Raw genomic sequence first — 17,338 nt, forward strand, 5'->3', positions numbered from 1 at the left:
AACTACATAGTACTGGAGAGGGACTTTTCAAAGGTGAGGCGCGCAGTGTTGCCGGTTCGAGATCGCAAATAAGTCTCCACATCAGCCAGCATCTTATAAGCACGTTCTTTTTGTGAGGCAGTTTGCTCACCACGTGGCAACATAAACTCAAGCTTGATAAGAGCTGTCTTGGCCTCAAGTTGCTGCGATAGCCGATCTAGGGCTTTTCGTAGGGGGCGGCTAAGGCGATTACCTCGTACTGCGTCACCACCAACGCGTATGACTACGCGCTTTGATTGAGCAACACCGAAGTTTAATTCGCTCATTTTACCTGGAGTGAGGCGTACAACCCTTGGGTTCTCGGTAGTTACATAGAACCCTTTCGGCAACGAGCGTGTATCCAGCTTCAAGATGAAGTTAGAGCCACGGCCTTTAGGAAGCATGGCGCAAGGTACATGGTAGCGCCCAAAAGAATCGCTGGTAATAATAGTGCCATCAACGCCCATCAAGCGGGCAGCTGGCATCCCTTTTTCGACAACGCCTTTTCTTGGTGGATTTTGATAGCCATCCTCATTCACATCATGAAAGACTTTTCCGTAAACATCGCCGCAATCAAACACATGCTCGGGCAGTAAGCGTACTGTTGCCTTAGCTTTAGGCGCGAGCAGCTCTTTCGTAACGCTATGTTTCAACACGGCTTGGTTGGTGTGTTCTCCTGCATGTGCTGAGATAAGAACCCGCCCATTAAGCGTAATTGTCATGGTCGCATTAGGCGAGATGTACAGATTATCCAGAGTGGTTACACGCCCATTGACTGTTACGGGCCATTTGGCCCCATCGACCATTGCTGTTTCTTTCACAAAAGCAAAATCAGCGGGCATGATATCAAGCAGGGTCATCGGTCCGGTGGTACGCGCCAGTTTACTGCGAATGGTGATGGTGTACGGCACCACTGCACCGCGCTCTACCGTTTGAACACGCGTGGTTTTTGTTAGCTCCAGATAGCTATCAAGAACAACAGGTGCCAAAGGATAATCTGTTGGATCATCGGTTGTGTTACCATCAAGGTCATCACCATCATCTGATGCGTCCGTAATCAGTGTAGGGTTACGAGGAATAACTAAAACGTAGATTGGCAACGCTGTTGCAGTTGACTGCAAATGTGTGCCTGTGCCGTCCACTGCTGCTGCGGTTAGAGTAAATGATGCTGTATACGTTGCTGTTTCGGCGATTTTGAGCCGACCAGCGGAAGAGCCGAGTGACGCACTGACAAATGCTGGCATGCGGTCTAACTTTAGCTCTGTTTTGCCATCAAGTGTTGTAAACACCTCTGAAAGAGCGAGCCCTTGCAGCGGCGTATTGCCTGTGTTTTCAACTGTGATTGTGTAGGTAATAACGTCTGCGACCCCATCGATACCGTCACCATTGTCGCGAAGCACCTGCGTTGTCGTCACCTCAAGGCTATCAATTGCCGCCTGTACAACAGTCTCGGTCGCGCTTGCGCAGATTGCCGGATTGTCTTTGCGGCAAATCTGATAGGAGAGCTTGTAGTCGCCAGCAGGCTTACCGGGTGCCAAAGTAATCAGCCCCGTTGCAACATCAAGTGTAAGCCCGTCATCCGCGTTAACTTGTGCCAGCGTTACATTGGCCAAGGTTGCAGGTGTGCCGCCCAAGCGATCTGACGCTAAAACCGTAGTTGTTGTCCCCCCATTGCTGAAAATAGGCGGATAGGTTTCAGGATGCGCCTCGATAAACACAAGACCTGTTTCAACCGTATCGCTATCTATCACCTCTAGCGGATCGCCGGTTGACGAGCTTCCGTAAGTCCCAGTGACGGTGGCTGTATTGCTAAGACTATCCAATGCGGCAGTGCTAGCATCGACAAGGAGTTTACCGGTATAACTGGTGCTATCTGTTGCACCCGGCGCAAGGCCATCGATCGGTGCGCCGCTTAACCCCGCGCCGAGCAGCGGGTCGCTGAGGCGCACGTTGTTGAGTGTGACACTGCCGGTATTTGTAATTTCAAAGGTGTAGAAAATCTCGTCGCCAGCCTCGACCTGACCTTTATGGTGCAAGTGAGAGGTATCCGCCCTTTTTACCAGCTTAATCGCTGGCTGGATCCCAACTGTAGTTTTTGTTGGTTCATCATTATCTATCGCTGTTCCCGAGATATCTGTGTAGGGCGTGGAACTGCTATCATACGCTGTAACAACGGCGCTGTTGGTAACACTTGCAGTATCAAGGTCAGCCTGTGTAAGGGCATATGTCGCTGTGATGCTGGTGCTATCACGCCCCTCCGGTGCCAAAGTCGCAATCGGGCCACCACTTACAACAACACCGCTAAGCGTATCGGCAACCGAGATATTGTAAAGCTCCACATTGCCCGTATTGGTGATCTCGAAAGTAAAGCGGATCTGCTCACCAACCTTTGCGGGGTTACTCAAGGCACTGGTATCGGCTGTTTTGACTAGCGCCACTGACGGGGCACGCCCGAGCACGGTCACAGTTGGCGTATCATTGCCTGCGTTGGTTCCCGAAACATCTTTGGTTTTTCCGCCGAAAGGATCGATCCCTTCCACGGTGGCACGGTTGGTCAGTGTGCCTCGGTCCACATCAGTTTGCTTGAGGGTGTAACTGGCACTGTAGCTACTATTATCGGTGCTGCCCGGCGCCAATGAGGCGATCGGAGCACCGGTCAGCACAAGATCTGCCATCGGATCTTGTAGAACAAGGTTTTTCAGCGTAACACTACCACTATTGGTGATGGCGTAGGCGTAGGTGACAACCTCTCCGGCTTTCGCATCAAGCGACACAGCTGAAGTATCTGCGGTTTTAACCAGTGTCACAGCCGCAGTATGCGCTGCGCTGATCGGTGTTGGATCATCTTCGCCGCTATCATCCGGGCGACCATTGCTGTTTGGGTCCGGGTTCGTGCCATTATCACTTAAATCAGTCAGCAAGAAATAATCGGAATCCACTTGGCCAGTGAGCGCACCCAGCGCTTCCACATAGGATTGGGTGTTGTAACTAAAGCTGGAAGCTGTACTTCCTGCGCTTTTGGTTGCCGGCATAACCCGCATCTCAACGGTGAACGTACAGCTGCTCGCAGCTGCCAACGTTCCCCCCGATACCAAGGTTTTATCGCTGCTCCCGTTAAAGCCACCATGTAGGCCAACGCAACTGCCCGTAGGCGCACTCAACACTGCATAACTGCCGTTTGCCATTGGCGCGGTGCGTGGGTCTTCCCCGCCGCTGAAACTGTGATAACTCCCCAACGCATCACTGGCCGCAGTTAGATCAGATGTGATCGCAACGCTTTTGAGCGGATCAACGGAGAAGTTCTCCAACACATAGCTGGTGGTAAATGTAAACGAGCCATCCACCGCGATGGTAGGCCCTGCACTGACATATTGCGCAAGGCCAACACGCGCCTGCGGAATGACAGTAAAATCATAGCCTGTCGCATCTGTCTTTTGTGCAAGCGTAATGGCGCTCACTTTATCTGCAATTGTATTGATACCACCTGAAGAGCCTGCCCGGCTCAGCCCGTCGACCAGGAAGCCTTCAGCTGTTGAGCCTCGCGTAACCTTGTAGGTACCCTCTGGAATATCTTTGAACAGATAGGTGCCATTTGCATTCGTAGTGGTTGAAAGATTAACCGCTGCGCCTTCCAAAGAGGTGCCGCTAAGGCTGACAGCTATGCCGCTCGCACCATAATCTTCCGCTTCTAAAGTGCCATCATTATCAAAATCATAGGAGACAGTCCCCGCAATGGATGAAGCGACCACAGTCACACTGCCCGTTGCAGTATTATTGCCATGGTCATTATCGAATGACTTTTTCGATTTGATAGAGGCAGTATTACTCGATGTTTTCCAGAGCTGAGTTTTACTGTTTATTTTTACAGGAATGAGAACTTCTACAGTACCTCCGCTTTCAAAGGTACCAAGGTTACACTTAAAAGATGCCCAATCACTTGTATTTGTACATTTGGTTGAGGTTACAAAGCTGGTACCTGAGATAATAGATGGTAAGCCAGTGAGCACCATTCCGGCTGGCAGCTTATCTGAGACAATTACCCCATCTGCTTCACGAAGGCCGGGACCCGTTTTATTATGCAATGTGAGTTTGTAAGTGAATGGCTCATTCAAATCCACCTCAGCTTTAGAGGGGACTTTGCTAATTACTTCCACATCTGCGCGCGTTAGCATGGTAGTGGTTTCACTAGCACTGTCATTGGCAGTATTGGTATCAGAGCCAGCAGTCATAGCTGCAGAGCTTAATGCAGCGGTTGTTGTAATCGTGCCCTTGTCTTCGCCTTGTGCTTTGACAATCAGGCTATACACTTTTCCGCTATCAAATCTTGCAAATCGACAGGTTAATACGCCTCCGTAACTGCCAACGGCTGGTAGCGGATCACATATAATATCGCCTGAATCAATACCTGTACTGGTAAGAGACTGAAATGACAAAAGATTTGGCGGTAAGCTATAGGTTAGTAGTACATTTTCGGCAAATGATGGTCCTACATTTTGCACTTTAATTGTGTAATGAGTACTTGTGTTAACTTCCAAAGGGTCAACATCATCGGAGTTATTCACGATGAGGTTAAATCTAGGTGCTGTAACTTGAACGCTTTTGCTAGCCGTATTGCTCAAATATGGCAGTTCAGCTGTGCTGGTGGTAGCCACGGCACTCGCCACTATCGCAATACCCTGCATCGCCTCCGGTGGCTCAACGGTGATAACAGTTTTCTTGGACCCTCCAGTACTGATAGTCCCTAGATCACAGATCACTGTTTTGTTCGCTGATGTAATCAGCTCGCCATTTGATAATGACGTACTGCAGGTGCCGGCCGAAGTAAGTGAGTTGAAATAAACACCCTCTGGTAGGGTAATACTAACATTACTGTTATCAGCATAACTAAGATAGCGATCCGATGTCGGGTTGCTAACTGTAGTTGTAAAACTGACTTTTTGGCCAGCTGGTGAAGAGGCCTTGGCTGTTAATTGCGTTAAAATGTCTGTAACAGGCGACACACTATAGGAAATACTTGCTTCGTTATTGGTTAAATCAGGATCGGCAATTCCGTAGGAAAGAACCGTGACGCTGTTAGAAAGGATTTTGCCGTTGTTTAGTCCTGATGCAGGCCGCACATCCACTAGAACTTTAGGGCAATCAACACCAGTGGAGCACTTGGGTACTGAGGCGATAGTACAGTCAAGCTCAACGCGTCGATCCCCGGATTTTTCAGTACAACTACCTCCTCCTGCTAAGGCTGAATTGAGTTGCATTTGGTATTTTAGATAGCCAGTATCTGCTGTATCGCCAGTTCTGCTGTTTAGCAAATCTGTCAAGTGATCAGTAATGCGCACATTGGTAGACGTTCCAGGGCCATTGTTGACCACTTCAATGCCAAAGGTCTGCACACCACCAACTGCCAATGGATCGTGTGCGGCTGTCTTCAATACAGTAATATCGGCATAGTTTACAGCATCATGGACTTTATAATCATAGTGGCCACCTGTATGGCCATCTGGCCACGAAGGAGTACTAGCTGTAGCCGTGTTGCTGGCATCACCAGCAGCGGTGGCGGTTACTGTAAGTGTAAGCGGTGTGGAAGAGGTCCCCACAGCTAGTGGGTTGGTGGCGTCATAGGCTTTTGAACAAGTAATATCTGAAGGCCCTGCAATTGGTCCTGCCGGGCACGTCCAGCCATTGCCTGCAAACCCTGTATATTCTAGGCCTGCTGGTAAATGGTCGGTAAGGCTCAATTTTTCTTTTAATGAAGTGTTGCGATTGTTTTTTACCTGCAACTTAAATTTATAGCTTTCACCAACCGCTAATAGCGCTGGCGAAGGTCCTGATTTTGATACAGAAAGTTGGACAACCGGATCTTCTAGTTTGTGTTTGATATCGTAGGCATCGTTGTCGGTTAAATCCGGATCATCGGGAGTAAAACCACCCATAACAACGTAGTTTTGTATGTCTGTTGCCGTCTTGGTGATTAAGGCAGAAATTTCGACACTACCTAGCGGCATATTTTCGCCGCCTATAAGTGCATCAGAAGGTCGGGAGCATTCGACAATTTGACCGCTGTAGCTACAACTCCACCCACCAGAAGAGGAGCTTACACCTTTAATTTTATAGGCATCTGCAAGCGTTGTTTGAAACTGTAAGCCTTGGGGGGCACTACCTGTGTAGGTCCCACTAACAGTAAGAGTAGCAGTTTCGCCTACCAACCCCAATGTTCCAACAGAGTTGGACAGAACCACGTGTACATCTGTCCCATCAGTTACGCTTACGCTATGGGATGCCGAGTTATTAGCATTATTGTTATCAGTTGTACCCTTTGCAGATACTGTGCCATTTAAAGTGTACTCTGCACCAAGGCTGAACAGCTTGGTTACCCGCCCAGAAATATGCAAGCTTTTACTTGCACCATTTGCAAGGGCGCTCGAAATATTACAGGAATAAGAACCATCACCATTGGCAAGGCAGCCAACAGGGACATTGCTGTAGGAAAAACCGTCGATTACTGGCAGTTGCAACTCCATTTGCCTTGAATCTTTCGGGCCATTATTGGTGATTTTATAAGTGTAATCGACGATAGCACCGCTAGCTGCGATTACTGGACCAGAGATAGCCAAAGAAAGATCTGTCTGATCTGGGTCCGGAGGAATACCGGGCCCTGCAATAATGGTCGTTCCTTCCGTCCAGCTATTATTGCGATCAAAGCTGTCGGCATCGTTTGGCAAAGTCACCTTAAGATTAATGGACCCCTCAGCCCGAGCACGCATGATAATTTTAAAGCTAATAACTTCGTCAATGGCCAGCGCGGGAATATCGCAGCTATTAAGAATTGGCCCGTCCAGTGGTAGCGCATTTTTACAACTCAAACCGGTTATCTCAGTTAGCCGCGCTCCATCGGGGACCGCAACCTCGAGAGTTGTTGCGCTAGAAGGAGTTGAGCCCACGCCAAAAGGAGAGTTGGTAATTGTTACATCGTAGTTAATGTAATCGCCTGCAGGAGATGGGTCATATGCCCCGTCAGTCACGTCTAAAACAAGATCGTAATTCCCTGCCATTGCAGGAGAGCCAAAGCAAAGAACAATACTGAGTAGGCTAAAAAAAAGGAAAGATTTTATTTTAATTTGAAGTCTGGAGCTAGCAGTCTTGACTAATGTAGACAGCGATAACACACCGTGCATGTTGTATTCCACTTAATCGATAAAGCAGCCCCTCGAGTGATACTCCTTAAGTAAGTTTCAGGAGAAACTCTTTGATATGTACTCGAAATACCAGGATTGCTTAATGTTCTTTGTAAAAGAACTTATTGTTCTTATGTTTGGTGATTTGCAATTTTCTAACTCAAGATATTATTAAATCTAAAAATATATATATCAAACATTATTTGACCTAAAGTCAGTGGATAAAGTTAGGTCAAATCTCAAGGTTAGTGATGTGCGTCATTATTTTTAAAGACAATGTGGACTGTAGGTATGAATGCATTAGATTGAATAGTGGTAATTATATAAAATAAATCAAAGTATTAAGGGAATTGATGCAGGGGGGTAGCTGTTTCGCACCTACGTTATTTAAGTAGGGCAGCTATGAAAACAAGAGCGGGCAAGATTAAGTATAGGAGTATTGCAAGGCAAGTATACCTATTGAGTAAGGCGCACTGCGGCTATTGCAGACCCTAAATGAATCCAAAATACATGCCGACTTGGTGAGCGCCTTGGGGGATACTCAAAACGATCACATTTTCAATCAAGCAACGGTTAAGTTGTTTTTTTACGCCTTAAATAACCATTCGCATTTGGTGAACTCGGTGTAGTTGCAGGCGCATTAGTCGCTTTTGTCGACTTTGCAATCATAGCTTTTTTATTTGCGTTCTTATTCCCCTTCGCAGGCTTCTTTGATGGACCACTATTATCCGTTCTAGTTTTCTTAACCTGAGGCCTTTTTGAAAAGCTACCGGTTTTGCGAAGCGATTTGGGCTCTTGTGCCGATTTAAAGTAGGCATAGTCTGGGTGCTCAGCAATTTTCTTGCGTATCAAGCTTTGAATTTGCTGCAGCATACCGCGCTCTTCAGGTAAGCAGAACGAAATAGCTTGTCCACTCATCCCGGCACGAGCCGTACGCCCGATGCGATGGACATAATTCTCGGCTACATTGGGCATATCATAGTTTATTACATGGCTAATATCTTGAACATCAATGCCGCGTGCAGCCACGTCAGTCGCAACGAGATAGGCCAAATGCCCACGACGAAATTGCTCCAGTGTTTTGTTGCGTTCAACTTGACTCATATCACCATGAATCACAGCGGCCGCGATAGAATCAGCTTGCAATTTACGGCATAAAATGGCCGCCCCTCGTTTGGTGAGGGTAAAAATCAATGCTTTTGTAACGTGATCGCGATTCAATAGGTCTTTCAAAAGGGGAAATTTTTGCTCTGCTCTAACATGAGCTATTAACTGGTCGGCTTTCTCAACGGTTGTAGCAGGTGGATTTGCCGCAACGCGTTTAGGCTTAGTTAAAAAGCGCTTAGCCAGCTGCTCAATTTCTTTTGGCATTGTGGCTGAGAAAAACAAGCTTTGTCTTTCTACAGGCAACTGGTAGGCAATTTCTTCAAGCTCCGCCAAGAAACCCAGATCAAGCATTTGATCCGCTTCATCAATAACGAAAATTTCAAGCTCTTCAAAATTAACAGCATTGCGCGTGCAAAGGTCCAATAGTCTGCCTGGTGTCGCAACAAGAACATCCAGTCCACGCTGCAATGCTCGAATTTGGGGGCCAATAGGTACCCCACCAACCGAGCTGGCAACATGCATATTGAGTCGCTTGCTATATTCTTTCAAGTTTTTGGTTATTTGCTCGGCAAGCTCTCTTGTCGGCGCTAAAACGAGGCTGCGTATGCTTCGTGGGGCTGGCCGGACATTACTTTCGTGTAATCGCTGCAATAATGGCAGCCCGAAGGCAGCTGTTTTCCCGGTACCGGTTTGAGCAAGCCCAACAAGGTCATTACCTTCAAGTATTATTGGTATTGCTTGCGTTTGGATGGGTGTTGGCAAAGAGTAATTTTTTGCTTCAAGTGCCAGAATTAGCGGACGAGATATTCCAAGACTGGTGAAATTTGTCAATTTTGTTCTCTTTCAGCAACAGCCATTTTAGGCTACAATACGTGATTAAACCTAAGTACGCAAAGGGAATATGACAGGATTCAAGTTAGGTCAGTTGAAGCTGTTGGGAATACAAAAAACTTGTATTAAAACTGCACACAACTTCGCCACGTTATACTGTTAGGATGGAACCTGGCATTTAAAGCCTGTCATGACGGAATTAATGTGGCAAAGTCAAGTGGTATGTGGAAAGTGTTCTCATTTAGATTGCCATTACAGGTCGTTTCCTTCAGGTGATTTCTTTCAAGAGTTATTGTCGGGCTTGCGACCTACAGAACAGGATAAGAAAATTGGAAACTATGGATATAGCGCAATTGGAGCAAAACGCAGAAGAAGCAGCAAAACTACTTTCTTCAATGGCGCATCCAAAACGTTTGATGGTGCTTTGTAAACTATTGCAAGGTGAATGTGCTGTAGGAGACTTGGCACAGAGTGTTAATTTAAGCCAGTCAGCATTAAGCCAACATCTTGCAAAAATGCGAGCCAATAATCTGGTGAATACGCGACGCGAAGCACAAACGATCTATTACTCTCTTGCCAGTAGTGAAATTGAAGCTGTCTTAAATACCTTGTATGGCCTCTATTGTGCACCAGAAAGCAACGAATTAACGGGTATTTGCTAGCAGAACCTTATCGGGTAAGCGCACCAACACGTGATAGAGTTGGCACTCAGCGGTGTATCGGCTTGTCACCAGCTAGAATAACGTCGACCCCGTTTGTGCGTTGATGTAGAAGAGCGCCGGGGAAAAACTTTAACAAAGCTGCAACATTTGGCTTTGTTTTTTCCTGTGTTAATGCGCTTAGCTCTCCAAAGGGGCGTAGGGTTTTCTCCTGCTGTAGTGCCCCAACGTACAAGGGCGCTGCTTTGTCATCTTCACTTTGTATCTTGAATTGCGTTGTCCAAATCCAGAGAACTTGGCGATGCTCTTTATCGATTTGGCGCACCATAACGAGTGCGGGCAAATAACCCATATGCGTGTGAGGTACGGGGGGTAGAGCAGTTATTGGTGTTTGCCCTTCCAAGTATCCGCTAAAGGAAGGTATATTCCAGCTGGCCGCGGCCTGCCAACCTTGTTGACTGAGCGAATCCTGCAAGGAAGATAACTTTCCAAACCACTGGAGAATAAGGTCTTCTTCTAACTCACCAGATAAGCTAACCCTTTGCATGGGTAGCTTTTCCCAGCCTTCATTTAGCCAATTGGCAAGCCTTAATGCTTTAACTTTATGATGTGGTTGGTAGAGGTGAGCTGTATTTTCAAAATGTTTTGGCACATACCAAAAGCCGGCAATAGTGCATGCACCGATTGTTATTGCTGCAAGAGCATTTCGTCCAATTTTCTCATTGTGTATATGGCCGAATATAAATGCAAAAACACTAACTAAAGCGGCACCGAAAATAAGCCCGGCCAAAACATCGGATGTCCAATGTACACCAAGGTATATACGGGCAAAGCCCACTAAAATTGCATAGGATGCAGCCAATGAAAACACCAATGCCCGGATTTTTCGGCTGCGCTCATGAGCAATTAAAACGGCAATAGTACCAACAAGGACAGTGGTTATTGTTGCATGGCCAGAACTTAGCGAAATGTAGTCAGGCCCTTTGCTCAAATCAATGTTATGGCCACGGCTAAATAAGCTCTTCATGACCATAACAAAAACGGCTGAACTGCCTATGGTAATCAGTAGCCCGATGCCACGTCGCCAAGCTTTTCTTAGAATGAGGTAAATACCCGCGCTTAAAGAGACACAAAGAACGACAAAGCCACTACCGAGTAAATAGACCGGAATCATAATGGCATCGAGCTTGGGTGAACGAACAAGTTCAAAAAAGTTATTAATAGCCAGATCAGCGCGTACCATGGTCATGCCAGGCGTCACATTACCAATGAACCAGAAAAACAAAGGCAGTAATACCAAAAGGACAACTGCAGAAACCAACATACCTACGGAACGAGGATTATCCGTATCATAAGTTTTGGCTATCCATTGAGAGGGGCGGTCAGGACGCGAAGCAAACCAGTTTACTAATGCTTGGTGAGTGCCCCCGAAAATTGGAAGAATAAAGAGAACAAACCAACGAACAAGAACCACAGCGATAAAAATTGCAACACATAAACCGCCGAGTGCAATTGCGAGCCTTGTATTAATCTCGCCTACCGCAAACAAGGCTGAACCGGCCATAACGCCAGGCACAAGGTGAAGTGCAGACCAAGCGAATGCTGAGCTCACGTTAAAAACTGAAAACCTGATAAAATTCATATCAGCCATTCCAGCAATTCCGGGTACGACTGATTTTACACCAGGAACAAAGCGGCCAATAAAGATGCTCTTGCCACCATGCTGGGCAAAGTAATCCTCACCTTTTTGCAACCACTCTGGATACTTGTTGAGCGGCCAGATATTTCGAAGCCTACCTTTAAATGTATAACCAACCCAATAAGAAATAGCGTCACCCGTAACGGCACCTGCTGTTGTCCAAATGAATAAGGGCCAAAAGTCCAGTTCGCCTAAGCCAATTAGCGTACCGGCCCCCACCAGCACGACAGTGCTTGGGAAAAACAGCCCAATGAGAAAGAGAGCTTCTCCCATTGCGACGAAAAAACATATAAACCCCGCAAACGCTGGGTTGGCAGCAATGAAATCTACGATGCCACTTAAAAAGTTACTTATAAAATCAATAGGCAAGGCGGCACCCTGTGTTAAAGCGTTGTGAGTTAATTTTTATGCGGTAAAGGCTATAGTCAATACACGCGTATTCTAACCTCTGTCTTTCCATTGATAAAACACCGCAGTTGTTGTTTTGCTTGGCTTATGCTTGCCAATCTACCCTTTATAATTACCTAGCGTTTTTAGTTAATAAAAAGCTTAGGGAAATGATCGTAGGATCAATATGTAGCTATCTATAAATCACAATTCTAGCTAGAGAGCCATGTTGATTTAACAAAGCTTCTATCCTTTAGTTGTATATGTATATTGATAATACTCATAGTGGTTTTAAGCTATTAAGTGTTTCCTGAGTTGAGCCGCTCGAGAAGGATTCTGTCATGTTTCAATCTGCATATCTACCGCAAAAAATAAGCAAAAAAGAATACCATGACCGATTGCCCGATCTTAGAGAGAAGCTTTTAAAAGTGCAGCATCTTTTGCAAACTGATAAAAGCTTTGCAACAATAATTTTATTGGCCGGTTTAGATGGTGCAGGAAAAGGCTCTGCTATTGCAAGACTATATGAGTGGATGGACTCACGATACCTAGCCTGTAATGCCTATCAAGAACCCCCAACAGAAGAAGAAAGACTAAGGCCGGAAATGTGGCGCTATTGGCGTGATTTACCCGCCCGCGGTGAAACTGCAATAGTGTTTGGGTCTTGGTATCAACCAGCGCTTCGCGCTTCGGTGATGGGCAAGTTAAGCGATGATGGCCTTGAACACAAATTAGCTTCGATAAATCGCTTTGAAGAAATGCTCGCCCATGAAAATGTGTTGCTATTAAAGTTCTGGTTTACTTTGCCACTTGAAAAGCAGCAGGTGCGCTTAACACAATTAAAAGAAAACAAGCGTAACGAACGCCACTATTTGCAAGAGTGGAGTAGCTTGAAAAATCACCGCAAAGCCGAGATTGCAGGCGAAAAAGCTGCATTACATACCAGTACGGGCTATGCACCTTGGTTTGTCATTCCATCCCATAATTCAAATTACCGGGATTTGGCCCTTGCTGAAACGATAGCTGAATCAATGTCGCGCAAGCTGGATCAAAAAAGTGCAAGGCCAGTAGCAGCCCCGGCTATTATTGCTAATCTTGGTAGTGTAAATGCAGTGGAAGCCATAGACTTATCGCCAGTAAAGCCCAAGGAAGAATACAAGGTCGAACTAGCTGATTGGCAAGATAAACTAGCAAATCTCATCGATTCTAAGGCTTTCAAGAAACGTTCTCTACTTTGTGTTTTTCAGGGAAATGATGCAGCGGGTAAAGGCGGTTCAATCCGTAGGTTAACCGCACCTCTTGATCCAAGATTTTACAAGGTCCACCCCATTTCAGCGCCAACCGAAGAAGAAAAATTACACCCTTACTTGTGGCGGTTTTGGCGCCGGATCCCAAAACGGGGCCACACAACAATTTTTGACCGCTCTTACTATGAAAGGGTTCTGGTTGAACGTGTGGAAGGCTTTTGCTCGGAAGCCGATTGGATGCGCGCGTATAATGAAATCAACTCTTTTGAGCGTGAACTAGCTGATAGTGGCATAATTATATGCAAGTTTTGGTTGGCGATTTCTGAAGGTGAACAGCTTAAGCGTTTTAAAGAGCGGGAAGAAGTTGCCTATAAAAACTATAAAATCACCGAGGAGGATTGGCGAAATCGCTTAAGGTGGGCAGACTATGCCATTGCTGCCGGCGATATGGTCGATAGGACGTCAACGCGGTACGCCCCTTGGACCTTGGTTTCTTCAGAAGATAAACGCCATGCCCGCATAGAAGTGCTCAAGGCAACCTGTATTGCTTTAGAAAACGCAATGAGTAATGTCGACGGGCTAGAATAATCAGGTTGATTATATGCAGTGAGTGGTTTCCTGCTCACTGCGAGCAGCTTGATATTACTTACTGCTCCGGACTTCAAGCAATCTAGGTCGATTCCCTTGGTAAAATGTGTATTGGTTGTTTGATGATTTTATTCGAAAACTCACTCTCACTATGTGATTGAATTTGTTGGCAAATGATTTGTGCGGCTTGCGATCCAATACCAAAACAATCAACATTAATCGTTGTGATTTCAGGGTAGCAGTTTCGTGAAAGCTCATAGTCACCAAAGCCTGCAATCGCTATGTCGCGTGGCACATTCCAGCCACTGCGTTGGCATTCAACCAGTGCCCCAAAAGCCATTAAGTCTGACACACAAACAATAACGTCGGTTTGAGGCCATTTTTCAAGCGCAATTTTTATGCCGCGGGAGCCATCCTCGTAGGATAGAGGTGTTTGCCCAATTTCTACAACTCTTTCGTGGTTTAATCCGTACTTTTTTAGCTGATTTTGATAGCCATGCAATCTGTCCTGCCCTCGCGTATCATCAGCATCGTCACCGCCCAAATAGCAAAAACTCCGATACCCTTCCTTGTATAGATGTTCAACAAGCTTTTCGATGGCCCGCGAGTTAGAAAAACCCACAACGTGTTGAATTGGCTGTTTCGGCAAATCCCACATTTCTACAACAGGAATGGCAGCGGCATGTAACATCCGTCTGGTTTTGTCTGTATGATATCCCCCAGTAACAATAATACCTTCTGGGCGGCGTCTAAGCAGGCTTTCAACAAGCTCTTCTTCCCGCTCCTGCATATAGTCTGTATAACCAAGTAAGAGCTGCAAGCCGTTTTTTTCTAACTCTTTGGTAATGCCATGCGCGGTCTCCGAAAAGTTGGAGTTGTTAATTGAAGGGATAATTGCAGCAACAAAGCCAGTTTTTCGAGACGATAAGCTACCAGCTGACTGATCCAGCACATAACCTAAATCATCGACAGCTTTTTGTATTTTTGAGAGTGTAGCTGCTGAGACAACATTTGCCTTATTCAATGCGCGTGAGACAGTCATCGTCGAAACGCCTGCTTCACGGGCAACATCAGCCATGGTTATTTTCTTTAGATTATCAGTTGACATAAATGCCATAGGGCTCCGCTGTAATTTAACCTCTTAGAAATAACAGCATTAACACGGTGAACAAAGCATTAGTTAAAATGTTTTATAGGGTTTGCGCTGGCAGTCCCAGAGAAGTAGCAGCGTTTAATTATTGGAAGAATGAATTTACGAAAATTAGCAGTATAATATATCTCACTTACCTAGAGTATTGTTTGTAATAGGAAATTTACTTTGCGTATCTGTCTTTAAGTAATATAACTTACTACCAGCTGTTTGCATTAATACAACTAAAGGAATACTAATACAGATAAAACTAAACTCAGGATTTAATTATGTTAAAATACTTCTCTACCCATCGCTTGAAGTTTAGGCTACCAGCATTAACATTGACTTTAGCCTCACTTAGTGTGATCACGATAGCTATTTCAAGCTATTATGCGGCTTATCAAAATGCTGAAAAGACTTCATCAGAACATTTGAACTCTGTCGCGCTGTCTAGGAAGGCACAGTTAGAATTTTATTTAGAAAGTATTCGTTCAGACATACAATTAATGGCACATAATGAGGTCATTCACGATGCTATGAGAGGGTTTGCCGATGGGTGGGCAGCTTTGGAACAGCAAGGCATAGATGTCCCAAACTATTTAAAGTTAAAATACTCCCACGCATCTAAATCAGATAAAGAAGTCCGTGCTAACGAATTACGTTCGGGGCAATCGCCATATGTTGTGGCTCATAACCGCTACAATAGCTGGTTTGTCAACTTGGACAAATATAGAGGCTATTATGATGTCTTTCTTTTTGATGCGAAAGGCACAATGAACTATTCGGTTGCTAAAGAAAGTGATTATGCAACAAATATTTACACTGGAAAATGGCAGAACACTTCCTTATCTAGACTGATCAAAAAAACGCTTACGTCAAAAGATGGGCAAGCCTTTTTTGCGGACTTTGAAGCTTATGCCCCAAGCAATGGTACAGCAGCAGCCTTTATTGCATCGCCAGTATACGAGAAAGGCGAGCTTCTGGGCGCAATTGCCTATCAAATGCCTCTCGATAAAATATCGCATATTCTCTCTGAAAAAAGTGGCCTAGGCAATACTGGGGATACGGTTCTTTATGGAACAGATGGGTTATTGCGAAATGATAGTAGGCTTACAGAAGGAGATGATATCCTTAAAGTAAAAGTCTCGAGTAAACTTATAAGAGCGTCAACAAATAGCGATCAGCTTGTTCATGTTTATTCACCTGAGTTGGATAAAAATTTAATGGCAGCAGTTAAGCACTTAAATTTTTTAGGTGTTGATTTGCATGTAACTGCATTTCAGCAGGAAAGCGAAATTCTTGCTCCTGTAAGAATGCTGCGATTGAAAATGATTGCTTTGGGTCTTGGCTCGTTTTTTGTCGTTGCTATCGCTGCAATTCTATTCACGCGCCGTGTAACGGTGCCACTTTCACTTTTAACGAATGCAATGAATAGCCTGGCAGCTGGTGAAACCGATGTTGAAATAACAATGGCCGAGCGGAAAGATGAGCTGGGCGATATGGACCGTGCAGTCAAGACTTTTAAAGAAAATGCAATTGAGCGTATTAAGCTCGAAAATGAAAAGTCGCAGACTGACGCTGCCCGTGAAAAACGCCAAAAGCATATGGAAGAGCTTGTTGTTGTTTTTGAGCAAAAAGTTGGCAAAGCAATTGAGAATGTAAGTGCTGGGATGGAAAGGCTCGATACAACAGGAATTGAGCTCCAAAACTCTACGCAAAACGCCAACATGCAGGCAAGCGAAGCGGCTGCTACATCTGAGCAGACAAGCGCGGGCGTTCAATCCATTGCAACAGCAACGGAAGAGCTCTCTATGTCTATTCAAGAAATTTCACGCCAGGTTTCTGAGGCATCTAAGGTCTCTAAGGAAGCTGACATTCATGCAACAGAGGCCAATGAAAAAGTCAGTGGGCTTGCCACAACAGCAAATAATGTTGGTTCGATTGTAACTCTTATTCAAGAAATCGCCGAGCAGACGAACCTGCTTGCTTTAAATGCAACGATTGAGGCGGCCAGAGCTGGAGATGCAGGGCGCGGCTTTGCTGTTGTTGCCAGTGAAGTGAAAGAGCTTGCGACACAAACCGGTAAAGCTACGGAAGATATTGCACGCCAAATTGCTTCAATCCAAGGGGCAACAAGAGAGACTGTAGAAGTGATTACCAGCATCTCTGAGGCTGTAAAAGATGTGAACGCTTTCACCATGGGAATTGCAAGTGCAATGGAGCAACAAGGCGTTGCCACTAGCGAAATATCCAACAACGTGAATGAAGCTGCCTCAGGCACACAACGTGTTTCGGAAAATATCACTGGCTTAAGCGAGATTGCAGGAGCTGTGAACGAGCACGCCGAAACTGTGGGGACAGTTGCTGGTAATGTAAGGGTTCAAACCAATGAACTCAACGCAGTCATTACTGAGTTTGTGCAGGACGCGGCAAATATTTAGTACTAAACGAATACAGCCAAATAAAAAATAGGGCCTCAAATGAAGGCCCTATTTTAA

Annotated in this window: 7 protein-coding genes; 3 read left to right on the forward strand and 4 right to left on the reverse strand. The window is 45.5% G+C overall.

Annotation, left to right across the window (positions count from 1 at the left end):
• Positions 1–2: 2 nt before the first annotated feature.
• Both AYK67_RS07880 and AYK67_RS07885 read right to left on the reverse strand, forming a co-directional pair.
• Positions 3–7,067 (reverse strand): DUF7507 domain-containing protein, encoded by a 7,065-nt coding sequence (locus AYK67_RS07880; protein WP_162265092.1) that lies wholly within the window; start codon positions 7,065–7,067, stop codon positions 3–5.
• A gap of 696 nt (positions 7,068–7,763) precedes the next feature.
• Positions 7,764–9,128, reverse strand: coding sequence for a DEAD/DEAH box helicase (locus AYK67_RS07885; protein ID WP_068084627.1), 1,365 nt, complete (start codon positions 9,126–9,128; stop codon positions 7,764–7,766).
• Positions 9,129–9,466: 338 nt separating this feature from the next.
• On the opposite strand from AYK67_RS07885, the gene AYK67_RS07890 reads away from it, so the two are divergent.
• Positions 9,467–9,790: an ArsR/SmtB family transcription factor gene (locus tag AYK67_RS07890; RefSeq protein ID WP_068084629.1), complete on the forward strand. Its 324-nt coding sequence runs from the start codon at positions 9,467–9,469 to the stop codon at positions 9,788–9,790.
• A gap of 46 nt (positions 9,791–9,836) precedes the next feature.
• Here AYK67_RS07890 and AYK67_RS07895 read toward each other — a convergent pair whose 3' ends face one another.
• Positions 9,837–11,855, reverse strand: a complete 2,019-nt coding sequence (locus AYK67_RS07895; protein WP_068084632.1) for a bifunctional DedA family/phosphatase PAP2 family protein — start codon at positions 11,853–11,855, stop codon at positions 9,837–9,839.
• Positions 11,856–12,214: 359 nt separating this feature from the next.
• Here AYK67_RS07895 and pap point away from each other — a divergent pair, with 359 nt between their 5' ends.
• Entirely contained in the window at positions 12,215–13,708 is a 1,494-nt protein-coding gene (gene pap, locus AYK67_RS07900; RefSeq protein ID WP_068084633.1) for a polyphosphate:AMP phosphotransferase, read from the forward strand.
• 82 nt (positions 13,709–13,790) lie between these two features.
• Here pap and AYK67_RS07905 read toward each other — a convergent pair whose 3' ends face one another.
• Positions 13,791–14,825, reverse strand: coding sequence for a LacI family DNA-binding transcriptional regulator (locus AYK67_RS07905; RefSeq protein WP_068084636.1), 1,035 nt, complete (start codon positions 14,823–14,825; stop codon positions 13,791–13,793).
• 302 nt (positions 14,826–15,127) lie between these two features.
• On the opposite strand from AYK67_RS07905, the gene AYK67_RS07910 reads away from it, so the two are divergent.
• Positions 15,128–17,281, forward strand: a complete 2,154-nt coding sequence (locus AYK67_RS07910) for a methyl-accepting chemotaxis protein (protein ID WP_082735707.1) — start codon at positions 15,128–15,130, stop codon at positions 17,279–17,281.
• Positions 17,282–17,338: the final 57 nt, after the last annotated feature.

Source organism: Polycladidibacter stylochi, from assembly GCF_001562055.1.
Classification (GTDB): Bacteria; Pseudomonadota; Alphaproteobacteria; order Rhizobiales; family Stappiaceae; genus Pseudovibrio; species Pseudovibrio stylochi.

Coding starts and splice junctions, on each gene's coding strand:
- AYK67_RS07905 (WP_068084636.1), bottom strand. CDS start 14,825: ATGGCATTTATGTCAACTGATAATCTAAAGAAAATAACCATGGCTGAT.
- AYK67_RS07910 (WP_082735707.1), top strand. CDS start 15,128: ATGTTAAAATACTTCTCTACCCATCGCTTGAAGTTTAGGCTACCAGCA.
- pap (WP_068084633.1), top strand. CDS start 12,215: ATGTTTCAATCTGCATATCTACCGCAAAAAATAAGCAAAAAAGAATAC.
- AYK67_RS07880 (WP_162265092.1), bottom strand. CDS start 7,067: ATGGCAGGGAATTACGATCTTGTTTTAGACGTGACTGACGGGGCATAT.
- AYK67_RS07890 (WP_068084629.1), top strand. CDS start 9,467: ATGGATATAGCGCAATTGGAGCAAAACGCAGAAGAAGCAGCAAAACTA.